The sequence below is a fragment of the Paraburkholderia sp. DHOC27 genome, assembly GCF_003429005.1.
Taxonomy (GTDB): Bacteria; Pseudomonadota; Gammaproteobacteria; order Burkholderiales; family Burkholderiaceae; genus Paraburkholderia.
Genome location: NZ_QVQV01000012.1, coordinates 162030 through 182188, shown reverse-complemented (window position 1 = coordinate 182188; position 20159 = coordinate 162030). Strand labels below are relative to the sequence as shown.

17 protein-coding genes are annotated in these 20159 nt (G+C 61.0%); 13 read left to right on the top strand and 4 right to left on the bottom strand.

The window, feature by feature from the left end:
- On the top strand, nucleotides 1-267 hold a 267-nt coding region (locus D0B32_RS32805; RefSeq protein WP_220444986.1), incomplete at its 5' end, for a hypothetical protein.
- A gap of 228 nt (nucleotides 268-495) precedes the next feature.
- Here the strand turns inward: D0B32_RS32805 and D0B32_RS30185 are convergent.
- On the bottom strand, nucleotides 496-750 hold the full coding sequence (locus D0B32_RS30185) for a GlsB/YeaQ/YmgE family stress response membrane protein (RefSeq protein ID WP_117338001.1): 255 nt from the start codon (nucleotides 748-750) through the stop codon (nucleotides 496-498).
- Nucleotides 751-1188: 438 nt separating this feature from the next.
- The gene (locus tag D0B32_RS30180) at nucleotides 1189-1896 is read right to left on the bottom strand and encodes an MgtC/SapB family protein (protein ID WP_117338000.1); all 708 of its coding nucleotides are present in this window, start codon (nucleotides 1894-1896) and stop codon (nucleotides 1189-1191) included.
- A gap of 653 nt (nucleotides 1897-2549) precedes the next feature.
- Here D0B32_RS30180 and D0B32_RS30175 point away from each other — a divergent pair.
- From D0B32_RS30175 to D0B32_RS30150, 6 genes are all read left to right on the top strand, one after another.
- A complete protein-coding gene (locus D0B32_RS30175; protein WP_117337999.1) occupies nucleotides 2550-3317 on the top strand; it encodes a sterol desaturase family protein in 768 nt (255 codons plus the stop codon).
- A 268-nt stretch (nucleotides 3318-3585) separates the two neighbouring features.
- Nucleotides 3586-4581: an aldo/keto reductase gene (locus D0B32_RS30170; protein WP_117337998.1), complete on the top strand. Its 996-nt coding sequence runs from the start codon at nucleotides 3586-3588 to the stop codon at nucleotides 4579-4581.
- Nucleotides 4582-4882: 301 nt separating this feature from the next.
- The gene (locus D0B32_RS30165) at nucleotides 4883-6277 is read left to right on the top strand and encodes an FAD-dependent oxidoreductase (protein ID WP_117338008.1); all 1395 of its coding nucleotides are present in this window, start codon (nucleotides 4883-4885) and stop codon (nucleotides 6275-6277) included.
- Nucleotides 6278-6506: 229 nt separating this feature from the next.
- Nucleotides 6507-7304, top strand: coding sequence for an EF-hand domain-containing protein (locus D0B32_RS30160; RefSeq protein WP_117337997.1), 798 nt, complete (start codon nucleotides 6507-6509; stop codon nucleotides 7302-7304).
- Between the two features lie 187 nt (nucleotides 7305-7491).
- Nucleotides 7492-8136, top strand: a complete 645-nt coding sequence (locus D0B32_RS30155; protein WP_259295218.1) for a hypothetical protein — start codon at nucleotides 7492-7494, stop codon at nucleotides 8134-8136.
- A 493-nt stretch (nucleotides 8137-8629) separates the two neighbouring features.
- Nucleotides 8630-9370, top strand: a complete 741-nt coding sequence (locus D0B32_RS30150; RefSeq protein ID WP_181969953.1) for a DUF1571 domain-containing protein — start codon at nucleotides 8630-8632, stop codon at nucleotides 9368-9370.
- 65 nt (nucleotides 9371-9435) lie between these two features.
- Here the strand turns inward: D0B32_RS30150 and D0B32_RS30145 are convergent, their stop codons facing one another.
- Entirely contained in the window at nucleotides 9436-11667 is a 2232-nt protein-coding gene (locus D0B32_RS30145) for a TonB-dependent siderophore receptor (RefSeq protein WP_117337995.1), read from the bottom strand.
- A gap of 490 nt (nucleotides 11668-12157) precedes the next feature.
- Here D0B32_RS30145 and D0B32_RS30140 point away from each other — a divergent pair, with 490 nt between their 5' ends.
- The gene (locus D0B32_RS30140) at nucleotides 12158-12667 is read left to right on the top strand and encodes a hypothetical protein (RefSeq protein ID WP_117337994.1); all 510 of its coding nucleotides are present in this window, start codon (nucleotides 12158-12160) and stop codon (nucleotides 12665-12667) included.
- A gap of 201 nt (nucleotides 12668-12868) precedes the next feature.
- Here the strand turns inward: D0B32_RS30140 and D0B32_RS30135 are convergent, their stop codons facing one another.
- Nucleotides 12869-14032 carry a metallophosphoesterase gene (locus D0B32_RS30135; protein WP_117337993.1) on the bottom strand — a complete coding sequence of 388 codons (1164 nt, stop codon included), beginning with the start codon at nucleotides 14030-14032 and terminating at the stop codon, nucleotides 12869-12871.
- A gap of 222 nt (nucleotides 14033-14254) precedes the next feature.
- Between D0B32_RS30135 and D0B32_RS30130 the strand changes: the two genes are divergently transcribed.
- The 5 genes from D0B32_RS30130 (at nucleotide 14255) to yjfF (ending at nucleotide 20144) form a co-directional block, all read left to right on the top strand.
- Complete coding sequence (locus D0B32_RS30130; RefSeq protein WP_404935619.1) at nucleotides 14255-14893, top strand: alpha-ketoglutarate-dependent dioxygenase AlkB family protein; 639 nt, start codon at nucleotides 14255-14257, stop codon at nucleotides 14891-14893.
- 281 nt (nucleotides 14894-15174) lie between these two features.
- Nucleotides 15175-16161 (top strand): ABC transporter substrate-binding protein, encoded by a 987-nt coding sequence (locus D0B32_RS30125; protein WP_117337992.1) that lies wholly within the window; start codon nucleotides 15175-15177, stop codon nucleotides 16159-16161.
- Between the two features lie 238 nt (nucleotides 16162-16399).
- Nucleotides 16400-18001, top strand: a complete 1602-nt coding sequence (locus D0B32_RS30120; RefSeq protein ID WP_117337991.1) for a sugar ABC transporter ATP-binding protein — start codon at nucleotides 16400-16402, stop codon at nucleotides 17999-18001.
- A complete protein-coding gene (locus tag D0B32_RS30115; RefSeq protein ID WP_117337990.1) occupies nucleotides 17998-19029 on the top strand; it encodes an ABC transporter permease in 1032 nt (343 codons plus the stop codon). Before D0B32_RS30120 ends, D0B32_RS30115 begins: the two co-directional genes overlap by 4 nt.
- Nucleotides 19026-20144, top strand: a complete 1119-nt coding sequence (yjfF, locus tag D0B32_RS30110) for a galactofuranose ABC transporter, permease protein YjfF (RefSeq protein ID WP_117337989.1) — start codon at nucleotides 19026-19028, stop codon at nucleotides 20142-20144. Before D0B32_RS30115 ends, yjfF begins: the two co-directional genes overlap by 4 nt.
- The last annotated feature ends 15 nt before the right edge of the window (nucleotides 20145-20159 follow it).

Genomic DNA, 20159 nt, shown 5'->3' with positions numbered 1-20159 from the left:
ATAGTGCGGATTACCCGTGTGAAAGTAGGTAATCGTCAGGCTCCCCAGCAGCAAACAGAAACCCCACCCCAACAGGTGGGGTTTCTGCGTTTACGGCCTCAGAAAAATATCGCCGCGCAATGCATTCGGGCATCCGGCTGCAGATATCGGCGCAGCACTCAATTGCAAGCTGGCAAACCCTCCAGCATCTCTCTTATCGCCGCGGATAAGCGCATGAACTACATCGCGCATTCAATCAACGGCGCTCGAGATCCCTTCCGTTCGTAAGCCCTTCACCACGACGCAAAGCACGCCGAACAACATCAGATCAAGCGAAACCACCGTCGCAAAGACAACGGCAAGAACACAGCGCCTCGCCCCAAATCCGCCGGATCTGCCAGGCTACGCATCACACGACACCCGCGCCGACAAAAACCACACTCAAATAAATCTTCCAGCAACCACATCAACAGCTGAAAACGCGTCAGGCGGACAAGCCGCCTGACGCACCAAGCGCTACGCGCCCCGCTTGAATAGCCGGATGATGAACAACAGGATGACCGCACCGATCACCGCCGTGATGATCGAGCCAATCATGCCGCCGCCGAGCGAGATGTGCAGCGCGCCGGCGAGCCAGCCGCCGATGAACGCGCCGACGATCCCGACGATGATGTCGACGATCAGCCCGAAGCCGCCGCCCTTGACCAGCACACCCGCCAGCCAGCCAGCAATCGCGCCAATAACGAGCCAAGCAATAATGCCGTGTTCCATAATCAAGACTCCTTGGTTGAGCGTGAAAAATTCACGGTGACAGAGCTTAGTGCAAGGGATTAGCGCAGTCCATATTCAGGACACGGAATTAACAATGTCTGAATATGTTGCAGGAGAATGGGGAAGCGCGTTCGCGCACGAATCGAACAAGAGGCATGGCGCCAATAGCCATGACGAGGAGCCAGAAACGTAAGACGCGCAGTCGCCTGGTTCATTTCGTTCTCGATTATGGGCTGCACAACTGGCGAATCGGCAGTGCGTTATGCACTGAGCATCGTCGTCGCTGAACGCTGTCGTTCGACGCTTTGCTACGCTTGTTATAGGCGAAGCTTTCTTGCGACGCAAGCCTCGCCCCCACAGTCGCGTGCAAGAATTCCGTCAGTTATACGAAGGGTATTTTCGACATCTACGCCCGTCGCAGTCTGACGAAGCTTGCCATCATTCGGGCGTCGGTTCCGCTTCCTTCGCAATCCAGCTCACGCTCGAAATGCTCTTCTCCATACTGATGCGGCTCGCCATCAGTTCGAGCTTCGACTGGTCCTTCGGATGCATTTTCAGCGTGGCAGTAACGCGGATGCGTCCAGGTTCATCAGCGACGTCTTCGCTCGTCAGGCTTTGAAACGAGAGAGGAGTCGAGTACATGGAATTCGACAGCACAGTCCGGATGTGAACCTCATCCTCTTCACGGCACACCACGGTCAGCACGTATTCGCGCACGAGGTCCGCGTTCGAGACCGGCGTGGCATTGATGCTGCGACTGACTTCGCGCAGCACCGTGTTGGTCAACAGCACGATGGCCGTGCCGGCCAATGCCGGACCATAGTGTCCCGCGCCGCACAATACACCCACCGCCGCGGAACACCATAATGTAGCGGCCGTATTGATGCCCTGAATCGAACCCTTGTCGCGCATGATCACGCCGCCGCCAAGAAAGCCCACACCGGATACGACGTAAGCCGCGATCTGCGTCACGCCCGCTGTGCCGTTGCCGGTCAACACGCCAAGCGTAACGAACAGGCACGCACCGCTGGCGACGAGCGTGATGGTGCGCAGACCGGCAGTGCGTTGCCGAATCTGGCGTTCAATACCAATGGCGACGCCGCAGGCGAAGGCGGCGAGTAGCCGGCAGATGAATTCGAGCGTCATGTGATTCGTTTTATGGCGTGCCTCGACGCACAGTTTGAACCGCGTGCGTGACGCCGTTGCTAAACCGGCGCGACGTGTCACACGTGACGACAAGCGCGAGACGGCGTCGCGCAACATGGATGCATCCCGCCGCATGACATGCCGGCTGGCAACGACGAATACAGAATACGGAAGATGATTTGCGGCGCGCACCGTCCGACCGGATGGCAAGACGGCGGCAGGAGAACACTGGCGCGCTGGGTTTGCCAATCAGGCGATCAGGTCGATCGAAGATCGATAACGACGACTGTCCAAGGTCGGGGTCCGGTCAAATGCGTGGGCGAATTTTAGGCAGCGGCATTCAACGAAGTCAACCCGCATCGAATCCAGGAAGCATCGGCCGAACGTCAATACTTTGGCGCACAAGGGTACGTCTTACGCGCATGTTACGAAGCGCCTTCATTTCAAGGCGATGAGAATCGAGGTGTGGCGCTCTCGCCGCAAGGCAGTCACGCCAATTGTGGAGCGTTGACAGGCTGCTATCATAAGGACAGGAAACCATCGGCGCGGATCGTCGGCGCGCCGGACAAAAAGAAGAAGCGGTCGCGTCAACGGTGCAAAAAAGCCCAAACGCTGCTGCGCGAAAAAGACCACGTTGAGCAGATCGGGGAAACATGGACATCAAAGCCGCCTTACTCGGTACCCTTCCGCTATTGGCCATCATTCTGGTGGCCCTTCTCATCGAGCGGACCAATCCGGCTGAAGTACAACCATTGAGGTCGGCGGGTTTCAATCTGGTCTACACGGTGGTGTTCGCCGTGGTGCAGACTGCCGTCGTGCCACTCGTCTCAGTGGTTACGGTTGTCGCGGTCAATGCGGCCGGCGGCGGCTGGATCAAGCTGCCGGGCACGGGATGGGGGCTGCTGTTCGGCGCGTTGCTCTACACCTTTACGCTCGACCTGATGGAATACCTGTTCCATAGGGCGCAGCATCGCTTTCCGGTCATGTGGGCCATGCATTCGTTTCACCACAGCGACACCGCGCTAAACGCCACCACGACCAACCGCCATCATTGGGCCGAACACGGCATCAAGATGCTGACCATCTATCTGCTGGTTGGCGTCATCTTCAAGATAAATCCTGCGATCGTCGGCGTATATGCCGTCATCAGCCTCTACAACGTGTTCCCGCACATGAATCTGCGCATCGGCTTCGGCCGTCTGTCGTTCGCGCTGAACTCGCCGCAATATCATCGTGTTCACCACTCGGTGCTGCCTGAACACTACGACTGCAACTTCGCCGCGCTGTTTCCGGTCTTCGACGTAATGTTCGGCACCTACCGCGAGCCGCGCGAGGGCGAGTTTCCACCTACTGGCCTCGACAACCATAAACGGCCGTCCGGCCTGATTGACGCAATGATCTGGCCTGTCCGGGTCAGGTAGCATTCGCGCCGGCACCCAACAGCCCTGTAAGCGTACTTCTTGAGCGGCCGCTTGCCTGCGCGAACGAACATCGAGTCGCGCTAGCGGCAGAAAACCCGCCAGGTACGACGAATTAGGCCGTCAGCTTCCTATCATCACGCCAGACCGGCGACCTCTGCTGTTTCCGCCTGCTTGCTACACTGTGAGTCCGGCCGCCTGCTCATGGCGTGCAGGCGCTGAAACGCTCACATCACTGCGCAACCTCAAACGCAAAGGCAAGGGCACTGCAATGACGCTTTCTCAGAGAGAATTTGGCCGTACCGGCTGGAATGTGTCGGAAATCGGTTTCGGAGCATGGGCAATTGGCGGTTCGTGGGGCGGCGTCGGCGAAGACGACGCCAAAGCCGCATTGAATGCCGCGCTCGACAATGGTGTCACGTTCATCGACACGGCGGACGTGTATGGCGACGGCCGCTCGGAACGGATCATCCGGGACGTGCTGCGGGAACGCGGCGGCGAGCGTCCCATCGTGGCGACAAAACTCGGGCGCCGGCTGGATCCGCACGTTGCGCAGGCTTATACGAACCGGCAGGCGCTCGCCGGCTTTATCGACAGGAGCCTGTCGAATCTGGGCGTCGACACGCTGGATCTCGTGCAATTGCATTGCCCGCCCACCGAGGTGTACTACTACCCCGAAGTATTCGAGGCGATGGACGAGTTCGTCGCTGCGGGCAAAATCCGCTTCTACGGCGTGTCGGTGGAAAAGGTCGAGGAGGCGCTGAAGGCGATCGAGTATCCCAACGTGATGTCGGTGCAGATTATCTACAACATGTTCCGCCAGCGCCCCGCCGATCTGTTCTTTCGGCAGGCACAAAAGAAAAAGGTCGCGGTCATCGCCCGCGTCCCGCTGGCGAGCGGCATGCTGACGGGTAAGCTGTCCGCGGATTCTGTGTTCGCGGCGGACGACCATCGCGCCTTCAATCGTCATGGCGAGGCATTCGACGTGGGCGAGACGTTCTCCGGCGTGCCCTACGACATCGCGTTGCAGGCGGTCGACGAATTGCGCAGTCTCGTTCCGGTGGATGCCAGCATGGCGCAACTGGCGCTTCGCTGGATTCTCATGGAAGACGCCGTCACGGTCGTGATCCCCGGCAGTAAAAACGCAACCCAGGCCATGTCGAACGTGGCAGGCGCGAACCTGGCGCCGTTGTCCGTCGAGGCCATGCAACGCGTGCGGGAAGTCTATGAGCGCCTGATCGCGCCGCAGGTCCATCAGCGCTGGTAAGCGCTTTCAGAACGATTGAAGAGGGCGCCGCGCCGGACCGGCGGCGTCTGTTTCATATAAAAGCACGCACGTATCAGTCAGCATCCCTAACGGAAATTGAAAGTGTGATCCGCATGCGAGGACGGCCCGTTCGCCGCATCTCCACCATGTCAAAGGTGTGAGACGAGACGATCGGGCATCTTTGTGAGCGGCGCGAGCATCGTCACGGGCTACCTGCGTCTATAACATCAAATCGCAGTCACAGCCCACGCCGTACATCGTGCCCGGCGTCACCGAACCGATTTTCAAAGGGTGTCTGATCATGTCGACTATCGAACACTATGAATACGTTTTCCTCGGCGGAGGAAAGGGTGGCAAGACGCTTGCCATGGAACTGGCGAACGCAGGCAAGCGGGTCGCGCTGATCGAACGCGGCATGATTGGCGGATCGTGTATCAACGTTGCATGTATTCCCACCAAAACGCTCATCCAGAATGCGCGCGTGGCTCATGTGCGCAACGCGCGCACGGGCGAAGGCGACACGGCTGACCGTCCGAAAACCGACATGGCACAGGTGTCCAGAAACGTGCGCGCGGTTGTCGACGGTATGGTCGACATGAATCTCAAGGCCTTTCTCGCCTCGGGCATGGAACTCATCATGGGTACCGGCCAATTTGTCGGGCCGCGCAAAATCCAGGTCCGGACCAACGATGGCGGCGACAGGCTGATCGAAGGCGATCATGTGTTCATCAACACGGGCACGACGGCTGCCGTTCCCGACGTGCCTGGTCTGAGGGATGCGCAGCCGCTCACGCACGTGGAAGCATTGCGTCTGGAGGGACTGCCTGAGCATCTGATCGTGATTGGTGGCGGCTATATCGGCCTCGAGATGGCGCAGGCGTTCCGCCGTCTTGGCAGTCATGTGACGCTGATCCAGAGTGCGCCCCGCGTTGCCATGCGTGAAGACGAAGATGTGACTTCGGCGATCGAGAGCGCCCTCGGCGAAGAAGGTATCGACATCCGGGTCGGCGTCAATCCGGTCAACGTCTCCGGTAAGTCGGGCGAATCCGTGACGGTGGAGCTGAGCAACGGCGAACGTATCGCGGGCACACACATCCTCGTTGCAGCGGGACGTACACCGCTTACGCACGGGCTCGGGCTGGAAGCGGCGGGCGTCGAACTCGACGCGCGCGGTTTCATCAAGGTCGATGAACGGCTCGCGACGAGCGCGCCGAACACGTGGGCGATCGGCGAAGTGGCCGGCACGCCGATGTTCACGCACGCGTCGTTCGACGACTATCGTGTGCTGAAATCACAGCTGTCCGGCGGCAATCTCACCACGAACGAGCGTGCCATTCCGTACGCACTGTTCATCGAACCCGAGCTGGGTCGCGTCGGCCTCAACGAAACCGAAGCCAGGGAACGTGGCATCGAAGTGCGCGTCGCGAAGATTCCCTTGGCCGTGGTGCCGCGCGCCCGCACCAATGGTGCGACGAAGGGCTTCATGAAAGTCCTCGTTGACGCGCACTCCGATCAGATTCTTGGTTTCGCAATGGTTGGCACCAATGCGGGTGACGTGGTGACCGCCGTGCAGATGGCGATGCTCGGCAAACTTCCGTACACCGCGGTGCGTGACGCGATCATTGCGCACCCGCTGATGTCGGAAGGGCTGAACATCCTGTTCGGCAAGGTACCGGCGCGCAGTGGCGGCAACTGAATACTCTGAGTACTCGTGACAGCGAACCCTGTGGTTGGCCGGATTACATTCGCCTGAATGGGCCGACCCAGGTTGAGACGATCGAGCATTTCTTTGAGCGACGCGAGCATCGGCACGCGCGGGCAGCGTCGCTAAATTTGCGCTGTGCTGCGTACGCACGTCACCACGTTGACCCTGCAGCATCGCGGTTGCCGCGATGTCGACCATTATTCTTATAAGGACTCGAACTATGTCGGTCAATGCTGTCGCCAGCAACAACAGCGCCAATCGTTTGCTAGAGAACCTGGAATCCGCGCTCAACCAGGCATCGGACAGTACCGCCACGCAAGCAGCGAATCAGGCCCCGACGTCGCCGTCCGCGGCGACGGGCGAGACCGCAACGCCTGAATCGTCGGCCCAGGTGACGCTCAGCGCCGCCGGGCAAATTCTGGCGCAACTCGCTGCGGCGGGGATTACCTTCACGATGTCGGGCTCGCAGGGAACGCCTCTCTCGCCGGGAAGCCTTGCGGATGTGAACTTGCCGTCGAAAGCGCCCAAGGAGACCGACGACGACTGGGCGATGCAGGTGTGTTCGGCGCTGGCCGCTTCGGGCTTCAATGTCTCGATGACGGATCCGGGTGGCGTCAGCATGTCGGTCGGCCAGATCTCCGCTTCAGCGGGCGCATCCGGCGAATCCATCATGCAACTGGCGCAGCAGACGCAGCAGGGCGGCATCGCTCCGCCCACTCACAACGGCACATACGACGGCAGCATCTCGCAGTCGGACGCCGAGAGTGTGATCGAGCAGTTTGGCGGCACATCGACGCAAGCGAAACAGATCTTCACCGCGCTCGATACCGACCAGAACGGTTCACTGTCCAATGCTGAATTGCTGAGCGCCATCTCCCAGTTTGGCAGCAGCACCGCCAGTACAGAGGTGCAAGCGCTCGAAAAACTACTGGTGCCGGATGGGAGCAGCACGCTCACGGAAGGCGCATTGCTGGGCTTCGAATCGGCGATGGTGGCAGCGGAAAAACCTGCCAGCTGAAAGTCCTCGGTTTAGCCCGTCAGACGATAGCGGTTCGCCAGCCGTCCGCTATTTGTGAAGCAACCTGGCGCGCGCCATTGCACGACGCCTGAAGCAGAAAACCTGCGCTCGACAACGCACCGTCCACGTGGAGCGTAATCCGGACGTATTCATTTCGTCAGCCTTCTTCCCCTTGCATTCATTGAACATGCGATTAATCCACGCTTTTGTCGGCGCGGCATTCCTGCTGTCCGGCGTCGTGCACGCACAGACAGATGCGACTGTCACGCTCCCGTTCGAGACCCATGCCGCGTTTTTCTCGCGCGAAGTCAAGTTGCGCGCGGTTCTGGATCCGCAGGTCTTCACGCTCGACCCAGGCGCGCAAGCTGAGCGCCACTGGCAGGGAATCGAACACGTGGCGGGTGTGCGCAACGCACACGGGGACGATCCGCCCACGAGCCCGCTGTATACGGCAAAAGCTGTCCCATTGAAGATGACGGCGGCGCAATGGTTCGGCGCATCTGGCACGGTGACGTTGGCGTCGCGCGCGGACGGCCGGGAGGACGTGACCCTGGTGCTGCATGGTCTGAAGCCCGGCGGGGTATTTAGCGTCTTTGAAAATCACTTCGATCAGAAGCCGGTTGGCTTTACGCCGCTCGATGGCACGGGAACGGCTAACGCTTTCGTGGCGGACCCGAGCGGATCGGCGCGTGTCACGATGACGGCACCGGCCCGCTTGACGCACGCCAATGCCGTGCTGGTCGTGTATCACTCCGACAACGAAACGCATGGCACCGAGCGCGGCGCACTCGGCGAGACTGCCCATCATCAATTGATCGCCCGTTTGCCATGAGACACAGCGGCGCGGGTGGTCGTTTGCGCCGCCGCGTCGAATTTCGCCTGGAATAATTTCTCGTGGAATAAGCTGCACGCGTCGTCCGTTTACGAAGGCTTTAGACGGGCGACCTCCTGCATTGGCAGAGTCGAAAGCGAATCATGGCCGACGCGCGTGCAGGAAAGAGGCAAGTCTGGTTTACTGCGGACGTGATGAACCACGTGACGCACGACAGGCTGGCTCGATGATGCGCAGCAAACTTCGCATTTCAGCGTACCTCACGCGGACACGCGGACTGGCGAACTGGGGCAACAGAGCCACCGCCCGCCGGTGGCTGTTGGCGTTTGCGTGGCTGTGTGTTTTTGCGTCCATGGCCGCGCGTGCCCAATCGGCTTCCTCACCTTCTACAGATGCCGCCAGCGCACCGGTGGAATGCGCCGGGTCCGCGTCGGTGGATACCGCCAGACCGGACGTAGAAACGTTCCGCTGTCTCACGCCTCACGAGCAGGCTGTGGCGTGGCGAACGTGGATCGACAGTCACGCGCTTGTCTCCCTGCAGGATGATCAAATCCTGCAGCTGATGGCCGTGATGAAACCCGAAGCGTTCGTTGACTATGCGGAGTCCGAAATGATCCCCGGCGACGCCTACGAATACGACATGTTCCGGCAGGAGCGCCTGTTCGGAAGATGGCCCGACCGTCCCGATCATATGCTGATCCGCTATCAGGACAGCCCGCGAAAAATCTACGTGAAGTGGCTTCCAGATGGCGCTCATGCGGGACAGGAAGTCCTCTACGACGAAACCCTGGACCCCGCCAGCATCTATGGACACCTCGGAGGCGCGTTGCACGTCGTGTCTGCGAGGGTCGCCATTGATAGCCGCTTCGCGCGTGCCCAGTCCCGTCACAGCATTCGCGATCTCGGCTTGCAGTTCATCGCGCGCACGCTGGTACACGATGCGAGCAGTTTCCGCGCCGAAGGCCTGAGCGAAAAGCCCACTGGCATCGAACTGATGACCGTGCACGGCACGCGCCAGCTTGCCTGGACATGGACGGCGACGTCCGGCGCGCCGGCGCACTACGCATCACGCGTGCGGCTACTGTTCGATTTGCAGCACCCCTGGCCCGACGGCGAAGCGGCATGGGACGAGCGCGGCAGGATGATCGAACTGATCCAGTTCGAAAACGTCGTGCCGCGCAACTGGGACGCCTCAGCTTTTGATCCGCACAACCCCGACTACGCGTTCCATTGACCTTATCGTTTTCGGCCGCCCGCGGGCGGCCGAAACAGCGGACACATCCGGTCATGAACAGAGGCTCAGAAGGCGCCGTGCAATGTCACGAACGCGCTCAAGGGTTCACCCACATATGCGCCGGCAGCGTTAGCCGCCACGAAATAGCGCCGATCCGTGAAATTGTGGACGTTGAGATCGATGCCCCACTTGCGCGCCTCGTAGCCGAAGGCCGCGTTGGCAATCACATAGGATGGGATGGAATTGACGTTGGTAATGTCGCTGTAGCTTTTGCCCACGTAATTCACGCCTGCTCCAACGTGAAAGCCCGGTATGCCTGCAATCGGAAATTCATAAGTAGTCCATAGGTTGGCCATGTAAGCTGGCGCGCCTTGAGGATGATTGCCCACAGACGTGATGCCTTGCGGATTGTCCGTGATAACCGCGTGTTGTGCGGTCACGTTAGCGAGCACATGCAGATGATCCGTGACGGCGGCATCGAACGACGCCTCCGCGCCTTTCGTGCGCTGGCTGTCGAAAACGACAGATTCGACGTCATTGAGCGTGACGGCCGCCGCCACGTTGTCGCGCGAGACATCGAAAAGGGCCGTGTTCAGCACGATGCGATCTTCGAGGAACGAGAATTTGACGCCCACCTCGTATTGCAGCGCCGATTCGGGTGCGCCGATGCCGTTCTGGGTGTTTTCAGAATTGAAGTTGGCGAGATGACTTTTCGATACGCCGACATACGGTGACATCCACGGCAACAACTTGTACAGCGCGCCGAGATTCCAGCTGACCGGCGCGTTGTTCTGCGTGTAGCGGACATTGGCGAGCAGAGGCTGGCCATTGCTGTCGAACCGTCCCGGCACCGAAACAAGCGGCGTGAGCGACGTGTCCCACCAGTCCTGGCGCACGCCGGCGCGAATCTTAAGCTTGTCGGTTACATCGATCTGGTCGGTCGCGTAGAGGCTGTAGTAGTTCGCAGCCAGTTCGTCGTCGTCGCAGGAATGCTTGGCATCGCAGAGGAATGTCAGGTTCGCCAACGACGTCTCTGGCGGCACGGGCGCGAAAGCGTCGGTGATATTCGGCAGATCGGCGGTGCTTCGGCTCGTGTCGATGGTCTGATGCTGGAATTCGAAGCCGGTCAGCAAGGTGTGCCCGACGCTGCCGGTGCCAAATCGCCAGACGGGTTCCAGTTGATAGTCGAAGCTGTTGTCATTGTCATCCTGCTCGCGCAACTGGCGCCCGACGACTTCATTGCCAACGATCTTCGTGCTCGTGCTGTCGCCATTGCCCAGCACGTCAAGCGTACGGTGCAGATAGGAGAAGCGATTGTTGATGGTCAGGAAGTCATTGATCTTCCAGCTATCCGAGAGGGTGGGGCGCACGAAATTTTCGTTGGCGAAGGCAAATGGTGTCGAATACTTCGAGTCGATCGACACGTCGCTGATGGGCGATCCGTGAAAATAGATCAGGCCGTACGAGTCAGGTGTTTCGTGAAGCTGCCGTAGATCGAGCGCGAAATCGATCGTATGGTTGCCGAGTTGCCACTGCAACTGCGGCCGGATTTCATCGTCTCGACTGTACAGATCGCGAAAGCCGTCGGCGCGCGAGAAGGTGGCATCCAGCCGGTAGTTCAGCCCCGCGATATCGGTCGGGCCGGTGAGGTAGTCCGTGTTCGAGACAGTGCCGAACGAACCGGCTTCAATGCTTGCACCGTAATAAAGTTCGGGGGAGGGCGTGTAATGAACCAGGTTGATGGTCCCACCCGGCGGCCCGCTGCCGAAGAGCGCGGAACCCGGTCCTTCGAGAATCTCGATCCGTTCGACGCCATTCAGTGAGTGCGAGATGCCGCCGAGCAGATCGCCGTCTGAGTAGCCGTCGCTATAGATCTGCGCGTTCAGGCCGCGGATCAGGAAGTGATCGTAGTAGCCTTTGCTGTCCTGGCCGCCTGCATTGATGCCGCTGGCGTTGCTCACGCTGTCGCGCAGCATGGTGGCGCCCTGTTCTGAGAGCAGAGCGCGCGGGATCACCTGGACGCTTGCGGGGAGGTCCTGCAGTTGCGTACCGGTCTTGCTGACGCCGGTGACCTGCTTCGGATCGTCGACGTTGTCGTTGCCGCCATAAGGACCGTAATCCACGGGCGTTTTACCTTCGACCCTGACCGCCGGCAGGGTGGTGACGGCAGTGGGCGAAGCCTGCTGCGCCCAGGTTGGCGTGGCTGTGAGCAGCGTCACTATTGAAAACACCGGGCCGACCGCGTACCTGCGTGCGCTGGCCTGGCGCATCGTCTCTCGATGCCTCTTGTCTAGCATGTTGGCTTCCTCGTTCGTTGTTTGATGCCAGATGGCTTACGGTTTTCCCCACAAGGGCGCGGCTGTGAGATCGACCTTGCGGCAGCCATTTACTGTCACGATTTCGTAATGCAAATAGAAGTGATTCGCATTAGCGGTTAACCAAACGAGGGAACAAACGGATTTATTCCATGCAAAGAAACTTTTTTGAGGTAAGGGCGTGGCGGGTTGCTGAGGTGTCTTTGAGGTCAGACGGTACTTGCGCGGGTGGTGATGGTCATCTCAAATTAAATATGGAGTACGAAACTTGACAGGGTGCATCCCGGAAAACAAACTGGCCGATGCCCTGAATCACGTTAGTCAGTCAATGCGCCATGCTTTTCACGGCGCCTGTCCCTCTGAGTTCTTTCCCCATAGTCCGGCGCGAGCGCGCCACTCAGCAGGACGCGGTCACCTGGTGACCCGTCTGCGGCGTGATTCTCTTCTAGTGATTGACCCAATTGAGGATTGCATGAACAAGAAAACTCTCGGCGGCATCGTCGCCGGCGCACTGATCGCTGTGTCCCCGCTCGTTGCTTCCGCGGCCGAAACGCTGCCGGCATCGTTTGAAGGCCGCAGCGTGTTGCAGGCAGACGGCGTGGTGAAGAGCATCGACCAGGCTCACCACGTCGTTACGGTCGTTGATCCGCATGGCGCCGTGGCGTCGTTCAACATCACGGACAACAGCAACCTCGCGCAGATCCAGTCCGGCAGCAAGGTGCTGGTTCACATGACCCGTATGGCGCTAATCAGCGCGAGCCACGGCGCGGACGCGACGGCACCGTCGACACCGCAAAACGTGTCAGCCGAAGTTCAGGGTGTCGATCACGCATCGGGCGTCATTGCCCTGAAGAGCGCGGACGGTTCCGTGTTCCATATTCAAGGTGGCGATCTGGCAAAGGTGGCAAGCCTGCAGCCGGGCACGCACGTGCGGGTCGCGTATGCGCCGCAAGTCAGCGTAGGTGTAACGCCGGCGCAATAAGCACCGCGTAAGACCAGCGTGGAGCGGTTCGATGATGAACGCTCCACGCAGATTGTTTGAAGTCACTCAGCTGTTTGTCGCCATCCGGTTTCATGCCGGATGCCACTGGCAGCGCGTTCTGTCGCCGCCATCTTCTTCGCCGCAACTTCTGCTGTACGTCCCGCCTCAACTCCTGCGGAAAGTCCTGCGGCAAATCCCACTTCAGGTGCCATCACCCGGCATCAAACGCAACCGCGTAATTTCCGATGGGGCGCCGAGGCGCTTGGGCGGTCCCCAATATCCCGTTCCGCGGCTCGTGTAGACCCACAGCCCGTTCAGCCGTGCAAGGCCGGCCGTAAATGGCTGCTGTAAGCGCACGAAGAAATTCCACGGAAAGAACTGGCCGCCGTGCGTGTGTCCCGATAGTTGCAGGGTGAAGCCAGCCTCGGCGGCGGCTTCGGCGGAGCGCGGCTGGTGAGCCAGCAGCACCTTGATCAGCACGTCGCCCGGTGCGCCGTGCAGGGCAGCAACCGGATCGCTGCGATGGGCGGGATCGAAATGGCCGCCCGAAAAATCGGTGACGCCCGCGATCACGGCACGCGCGCCATCGTGTTCGACCACGACATGCTCGTTGAGCAGCACATGCAGCCCGAGGCGGCGAAACTCCTCGATCCACGCGTCCGCGCCGGCGTAATACTCGTGATTGCCCGTCACCAGATAGGCCCCGTGCCGTGCACTGAGCCGCGCTAGCGGCTGGGTGTGGGCGCTCAGTTGCGGCACGCTGCCGTCCACCACGTCGCCGGTGACGGCAATCAGATCCGGCTTCAGACGATTGACCGCGTCGACGATCGCGTCGACATAGCGGCGCTTGATGGTCGGGCCCACATGAATGTCGCTGATCTGGACGATGGTGAAGCCTTCGAGTGCGCGCGGCAGGTCGTCGATGGGTATTTCGATCGTGACCACCCGCGCGCGACGCCGCGCGTTGATCAGGCCGACCGTGGTCGAGAGCAACGCCAGCAACGGCACTGCCGCCGCCGACCCCGTGCGCCACTCAGCCAGCGCAATGGCATGCGGCCAGATGGCGTCGACCGTCAGCAGCGAGGCCAGCATCAGATCGCGCGCGAAGGTGAGCACCAGCAGCGACGAGAAGAAGCCCATTGCCAGCAGACCGACCCAGGCGGCGCGATCCGCGAACGGTTGCTGTTCGATCGTGCGCGCGAGCATGCCAAGTGGAATCAGCAGGCAGGAGAGGACGAGCCATGACGCGGCCAGCCAGCGGCCGATCGGCTCGACTGGCAGATCGGGGATGATTCTCAGGCCGACGTAAATGTGCAGCAGAACGCCAATGCAGATGAAGCGGACGAGAAACGATGTGCGGCGCATAGGAGAGGTCGAAGGCCGAAGGGGTGCTGGAGGCGAGAGCGAAACGCTGCCGCGTCCATGCGGGGTTGCCGGCAAGGCAAATCATTCTACCGGCATGCGGTTAGACTTGTTGGCGCTTGCGGATTTCCGGCGCGCATAAAAGAAAATAGCAACGAAAAATGACAGAGCAAGCGGGTGACTGGTCCGCTGCCGCCGCGCATTCCATAATAGCGAGGCGTCCTGATGCTGAACCGCTTCCGCAGGCGCCTCGCCAGAAAGCCCATGCACGACTCGCACGATCTATTCGACGACCTCCCCAAGCCCGACGTGGCTTGGTATCCCGACTGGCTCGCAGCCGATGAAGCCGCACGCGTGTTTGCGCAAATCGTCGATGAGGTGGCGTGGCAGCAGGACACGATGGGCACGCCGGCGGGGCGCGTGCCGCTGCCGCGCTTGACGGCCTGGCAGGGCGAGCCCGAAGCCGTGTATGTCTACTCCGGCATCCGTAACGTTCCGCAAAGCTGGACGCCCGCCGTGGCCGAGTTGAGGACCGCCGTCGAAGCAACCGCCGGCTGCCGCTTCAACAGCGTGCTGCTCAACCGCTACCGCAGCGGTACGGACAGCATGGGCTGGCATGCCGATCACGAGCCGGAGCTGGGCACACAGCCGGTCATCGCATCGGTAAGCCTGGGCGTGGCGCGCACATTCGACTTGCGGCACAACAAGAGCGGCGTCGTGCAGTCGTTCCAACTCAAAGGTGGCAGCCTGCTGGTGATGAAGGGCGACACCCAGGCGCACTGGCGACACCGGGTGCCGAAAGAGCCGCGCGTGACAGGCGAACGCATCAACCTGACGTTTCGCTGGGTGTCGGCGCGGCGCTGATCGGCTTTCAGAAAACACCGCAATTGACCTGACGCGCGGCGGCAGATTCGCCTAAGCGCGCCCACCTTCGCTCAATCTCGATTCGCCGTATCGGCTTACAGAAGAGGTATGCCTGACTGCGGCATCCGTTCCCGGTCGCTATACCAAAATTGGTATCAAGGGCGCAAATCATGTGATTGGACGCCCGCTGCGTGAGCCTCTACGCTTGATCACGATCCCCGTTGATACCTCGCCGCTGGCGGTCACGGGGTCGCCAGCACAATAACGATCAGGAGACAGTCATGGCGAATTCACGACGTGCCGCATGTCGTGTGTTGGGCGCGCTCGCACTCAGCGCAGGCATCGGGGCGCTGACCCTCTCAGCGTCCGGCGCATATGCTCAGGACAAACCCATCACTCTCGGTTTCGCGCAGGTCGGCGCCGAGAGCGCATGGCGAACCGCTAATACGGAGTCGATCAAGTCCGCCGCCGCGGACGCCAAGATCAACCTCAAGTTCTCGGATGCCCAGCAGAAACAGGAGAACCAGATCAAGGCCATGCGCTCGTATATCGCGCAGAAAGTCGACGTGATCGCGTTTTCGCCGGTGGTGGAATCCGGCTGGGAGCCGATCCTGCTGGAAGCGAAAGCCGCGAAGATCCCCGTGATCCTGACCGACCGCAACATCGACGTGAAAGACACCTCGCTCTACGTGACGATGATCGGCTCGGACTTCATGGAAGAAGGGCGGCGCGGTGGCCACTGGCTCGAAGACCACTATAAAAGCGATCAAGGCCCGATCAACATCGCCGAACTGCAGGGAACGGTTGGCTCGGCGCCGGCCAACGACAGGCACGCCGGTCTGATGGAAGTGATCAAGGACGATCCCAAATTCAAGATCATCGCCTCACAAAGCGGCGACTTCACCCTGGCTGGCGGCAAGCAGGTGATGGAGGCATTTATAAAAACTTACGGAAATAAAATAAATGTAGTTTATGCGCATAACGACGATATGGCGCTCGGTGCCATCCAGGCGATGGAAGAAGCAGGCATGCACCCAGGCAAGGACATCACCGTCGTTTCCTTCGACGCCACCAAGGGCGGCTTCCAGGCAATGGCCGCGGGCAAGATGAATGTCGACGTCGAATGCAGTCCGTTGCTTGGACCGCAGTTGATGTCGGCGGTCAAGGACGTAGTGGCCGGAAAGCAGTTGCCCAAGCGCATCCTGACCCAGGAAACGGTCTTCCCGATGAGCGTCGCCGCGCAGACGCTGCCTAACAGGAAGTACTGAGCGGAAGTATTGAGCGGAAGTATTGAGCGGAAGTATTGAGCGGAAGTATTGAGCGGAAGTATTGAGCGGAAGTATTGAGCCTGAGCATCAGACGCAATTAATCAGGCATACTGAGTAAATAAGTTGCTGGCGTCCGACACGCGCCTCGCGCAACACAAAACGTTTCTCCAGTGTGGTGCCTGGCCGCCCAGCTGTTGCCGCAGCGGGCGGCTTCTTTTCCATTCATCGAGCGAGGTCCATGGCCCACCCGACTCCTCCCATTGCCGATTCCCCGGAATCCGAACCTGGTTCTGATCCGGCGTGGGCGCACCCCTCCGCTCAGCCAGGCGAGATCCAACCTATCCTCGAAACCGCTGGTGTGAGCAAGACTTTCCCTGGCGTGAGGGCGCTGCACAACGTCGATTTCCGTCTGTTTCCCGGCGAGGTGCATACGCTGATGGGGCAGAACGGTGCCGGCAAATCTACCTTGATCAATGTACTGACCGGTGTGGTCGCGCCCGACGCGGGCGTGGTGCGCCTCGCGGGGCAGGCCGTGGCCTTCGCTTCACCGCAGGAAGCGGAAGCGGCCGGCGTGCGGACGCTGTATCAGGAAGTGAATCTATGCACGAATCTCTCGGTGGCGGAGAACGTGTTTGCCGGCCGTCAGCCAAAGCGTTTCGGCGCCATCGACTGGCGCGAAATCAAGCGCAGCGCACAGGCGGCGCTGGCGCGGCTGGACGTTTCGCTGGACGTCACCAAATCGCTGGATGCGTATCCGATCGCCGTGCAACAGATGGTGGCCATCGCACGCGCTATTTCCATCGACGCCCGCGTTCTGATTCTCGATGAACCCACCTCGAGTCTGGATGACAGCGAAGTCGCTCAGCTTTTCAAAATACTTCGGCATCTTAAGCAATCGGGCATTGCGATCCTGTTCGTCACCCACTTTCTCGAACAGACCTACGCGATCTCCGACCGCATCACGGTGATGCGCAACGGCGAGCGCGAGGGCGAATATCTGGCGCGAGATCTTTCGGCGGATCAGCTGGTCGCGAAGATGGTCGGCCATGAGCGAATGAGCGCGCGTCTGAAAGAAGCGGCGCACGAGCCGCCAGAGGACAAGGCAGCCGTGCCGCCCTACGTCGAACTGCGCGGCGTGGGACGTCGCGGCATGATGCAGCCCGTCGATCTCGACGTACAACCTGGCCAGATTCTCGGGCTGGCCGGCCTGCTGGGCTCAGGGCGGACCGAGACCGCGCGTCTGCTGTTCGGCGCGGACCGCGCCGATAGCGGCACGATCAGCGTGGGCGGTCGTGCCGTGCGCATGCGCTCACCACACGATGCGGTTGCGCTCGGTATCGGCTATTGCCCGGAAGATCGCAAGAAGGAGGGTATCGTCGCCGAACTGTCGATCCGCGAGAACATCATGCTCGCGTTGCAGGCGCAGCGCGGCTGGCTGCGCAAGATCAGCGGCGCCCGGGCGCGCGAACTGGCCGAATTGTGGATCGAGCGGCTCGGCATCAAGGCCGCGGACGCCGAGCAACCCATCGGACTGCTCTCCGGCGGCAATCAGCAAAAGGCCTTGCTGGCGCGCTGGCTGGCCACCGAACCCAGACTGCTGATCCTCGACGAGCCGACCCGCGGCATCGACGTCGCCGCGAAATTCGACATCATGGATCGCATGCTGGCGCTATGCGCGGACGGCCTCGCGATTCTGTTCATCTCGTCCGAGGTGAGCGAAGTGCTGCGCGTCAGCCATCGCGTCGCGGTGTTGCGCGACCGCCGCAAGATCGCGGAAGTGGCGGGCAATGCGTCCAACGAGGACAACATCTACCGGCTGATTGCGGGGAGTGGCGAATGAAGATTACGACGTGGTTCAGCCGCGATGGTGCAGAGCGTCCGCTGGTCTGGCCGTGCGTGACGCTCGTGTTGTTGTTCCTGCTGGATCTGTGGGTGAATCCGCATTTTCTGGCGCTGCGGGTTCTGGACGGTCACCTGTTCGGCGCGCCCATCGACATTCTGAATCGCGCGGCGCCGCTCGTGCTGGTGGCCACAGGTATGACGCTCGTAATCGCCACGCGCGGCATCGACATTTCCGTGGGTGCAGTGGTGGCGATTGCCGGCGCGGCGGCCGCCACGGTGCTGGCCACGCAGCCGTTCCCGAGCGCCGGGCTGATTGCTGAGGCGCTGGTTGCCGCGTTGATCGTCGGCATTTTGAGCGGCATGTGGAACGGCATGCTGGTCGCGTACGTGGGCATGCAGCCCATCATTGCCACCTTGATCCTGATGGTGGCCGGCCGGGGCGTCGCGCAGTTGCTGACGGGTGGCCAGATCATTCCCATCGGCGCGCAGGGTTATCTGTTCGTGGGCGGCGGTTATCTGCTGGGCGTGCCGTTTTCGGTCTGGGTGGCAACCATCGCCGTGCTCGCGACGGTGCTGCTCATCGAAGGCACCGCGCTCGGCCTCTTTATCCGCGCGATCGGCGTGAACCCGGTGGCGACGCGCCTCGTCGGGCTACGCTCGAAAGCCATCGTATTTGCCGTGTACGGTTTTTCCGGTCTTACGGCGGCATTGGCAGGCATCCTCATCAGTTCGAACGTGCGTAGCGCCGATGGCAACAACGCCGGCCTGCTGCTCGAACTCGACGCGATCCTGGCAGTGACGCTGGGCGGTACGTCGCTGCTCGGCGGGCGCTTCAGTCTCGCGGGTACGGTGCTCGGCGCGCTCATCATCCAGACGCTCACCTACACGACCTATTCGATCGGCGTGCCGCCCGAAGCCACGCTGGTAGTCAAGGCCGTGGTGGTGCTGGCGGTGAGTGTGATCCAGTCGCCGTCGGCCCGCTCGCTGGCCATGTCGCTGTTTCGTCCGCACGGGGTGGCACGATGAAACGACTCGTCGATATCTGGGCTCGCATCTTCGATCCGCGCACGCTGCCCATCGCCGTCACGATCCTGCTGTTCTGCGCACTGTTCGCGTTCGGCTCGGTGATGTACACCGGTTTCTTCTCGCTCCAGGTCCTGCTGGATCTGCTGATCGACAACGCCTTCCTGTTGATCGTCGCAATTGGCATGACCTTCGTGATCGTCTCGGGCGGCATTGATCTATCGGTTGGCTCGGTGGTGGCGCTGACCACGATCGTCGAAGCCGTGCTTTCCGAGCGCATGCATGTATCGGTGTGGATCATCCTGCCCATCGTACTGGTGATGGGGGCCGTGTTCGGCGCAATCCAGGGGGCGCTGATCCACTTCTTCCGCCTGCAGGCGTTTATCGTGACGCTGGCCGGTATGTTCTTCGCACGCGGTTTGTGTTTCCTCATCACGACGCAATCCATCACGATCACCGATCCCACCTTCAAGGCCATCTCTGCCTACCGTCTGCCGCTCGGCACGGGTTCGGTGAGTGCCAATGTGCTGATCGCGCTTGCGATGCTCGTCGTGGCGATCTTCGTCGCGCATTTCACGCGCTTCGGACGCAACGTCTATGCGGTTGGCGGCAATCCGCGCTCCGCGTTGCTGATGGGCCTGCCGGTTGCGCAGACGCGGATCGGCGTCTATGCGTTGAGCGGCTTTTGCTCGGCGCTCGGCGGCGCAGTGTTCACGTTCTACGTGTTGTCGGGCTACGGCCTGCAAGGGCAGGGCATGGAACTGGACGCGATCGCCGCGACGGTGATTGGCGGCACGCTGTTGACGGGCGGTGTCGGCTACGTGATCGGCTCGCTGTTCGGCGTCGGCATCCTCGGCACGATTCAGACACTGATTACCTTCGACGGCACGCTCAGTTCATGGTGGACGCGCATCGTGATCGGCGCGTTGCTGTGCGCGTTCTGCCTGTTGCAGCGGCTGATCGAGCGACACGCGCGGTCAGTGGGTCGGCCAGGAGGCACGGCGGGCGCCGTGGCTGCACCGTCACGCGAACGCGGACGTCATGACAACGCGGCGAGCGATTCGCAGGTGACCGGAAGGGTGCCACGTGACGCGCTGGGGAAGGTCGTAGGTTCTTGATATGCCAGCAGGTAC

What these genes read in the sequence shown, in the direction of transcription:
- D0B32_RS30185 (WP_117338001.1), bottom strand. Translation starts at nt 750, where the DNA reads ATGGAACACGGCATTATTGCTTGGCTCGTTATTGGCGCGATTGCTGGC.
- D0B32_RS30180 (WP_117338000.1), bottom strand. Translation starts at nt 1,896, where the DNA reads ATGACGCTCGAATTCATCTGCCGGCTACTCGCCGCCTTCGCCTGCGGC.
- D0B32_RS30175 (WP_117337999.1), top strand. Translation starts at nt 2,550, where the DNA reads ATGGACATCAAAGCCGCCTTACTCGGTACCCTTCCGCTATTGGCCATC.
- D0B32_RS30170 (WP_117337998.1), top strand. Translation starts at nt 3,586, where the DNA reads ATGACGCTTTCTCAGAGAGAATTTGGCCGTACCGGCTGGAATGTGTCG.
- D0B32_RS30165 (WP_117338008.1), top strand. Translation starts at nt 4,883, where the DNA reads ATGTCGACTATCGAACACTATGAATACGTTTTCCTCGGCGGAGGAAAG.
- D0B32_RS30160 (WP_117337997.1), top strand. Translation starts at nt 6,507, where the DNA reads ATGTCGGTCAATGCTGTCGCCAGCAACAACAGCGCCAATCGTTTGCTA.
- D0B32_RS30155 (WP_259295218.1), top strand. Translation starts at nt 7,492, where the DNA reads ATGCGATTAATCCACGCTTTTGTCGGCGCGGCATTCCTGCTGTCCGGC.
- D0B32_RS30145 (WP_117337995.1), bottom strand. Translation starts at nt 11,667, where the DNA reads ATGCTAGACAAGAGGCATCGAGAGACGATGCGCCAGGCCAGCGCACGC.
- D0B32_RS30140 (WP_117337994.1), top strand. Translation starts at nt 12,158, where the DNA reads ATGAACAAGAAAACTCTCGGCGGCATCGTCGCCGGCGCACTGATCGCT.
- D0B32_RS30135 (WP_117337993.1), bottom strand. Translation starts at nt 14,032, where the DNA reads ATGCGCCGCACATCGTTTCTCGTCCGCTTCATCTGCATTGGCGTTCTG.
- D0B32_RS30130 (WP_404935619.1), top strand. Translation starts at nt 14,255, where the DNA reads ATGCTGAACCGCTTCCGCAGGCGCCTCGCCAGAAAGCCCATGCACGAC.
- D0B32_RS30125 (WP_117337992.1), top strand. Translation starts at nt 15,175, where the DNA reads ATGGCGAATTCACGACGTGCCGCATGTCGTGTGTTGGGCGCGCTCGCA.
- D0B32_RS30120 (WP_117337991.1), top strand. Translation starts at nt 16,400, where the DNA reads ATGGCCCACCCGACTCCTCCCATTGCCGATTCCCCGGAATCCGAACCT.
- D0B32_RS30115 (WP_117337990.1), top strand. Translation starts at nt 17,998, where the DNA reads ATGAAGATTACGACGTGGTTCAGCCGCGATGGTGCAGAGCGTCCGCTG.
- yjfF (WP_117337989.1), top strand. Translation starts at nt 19,026, where the DNA reads ATGAAACGACTCGTCGATATCTGGGCTCGCATCTTCGATCCGCGCACG.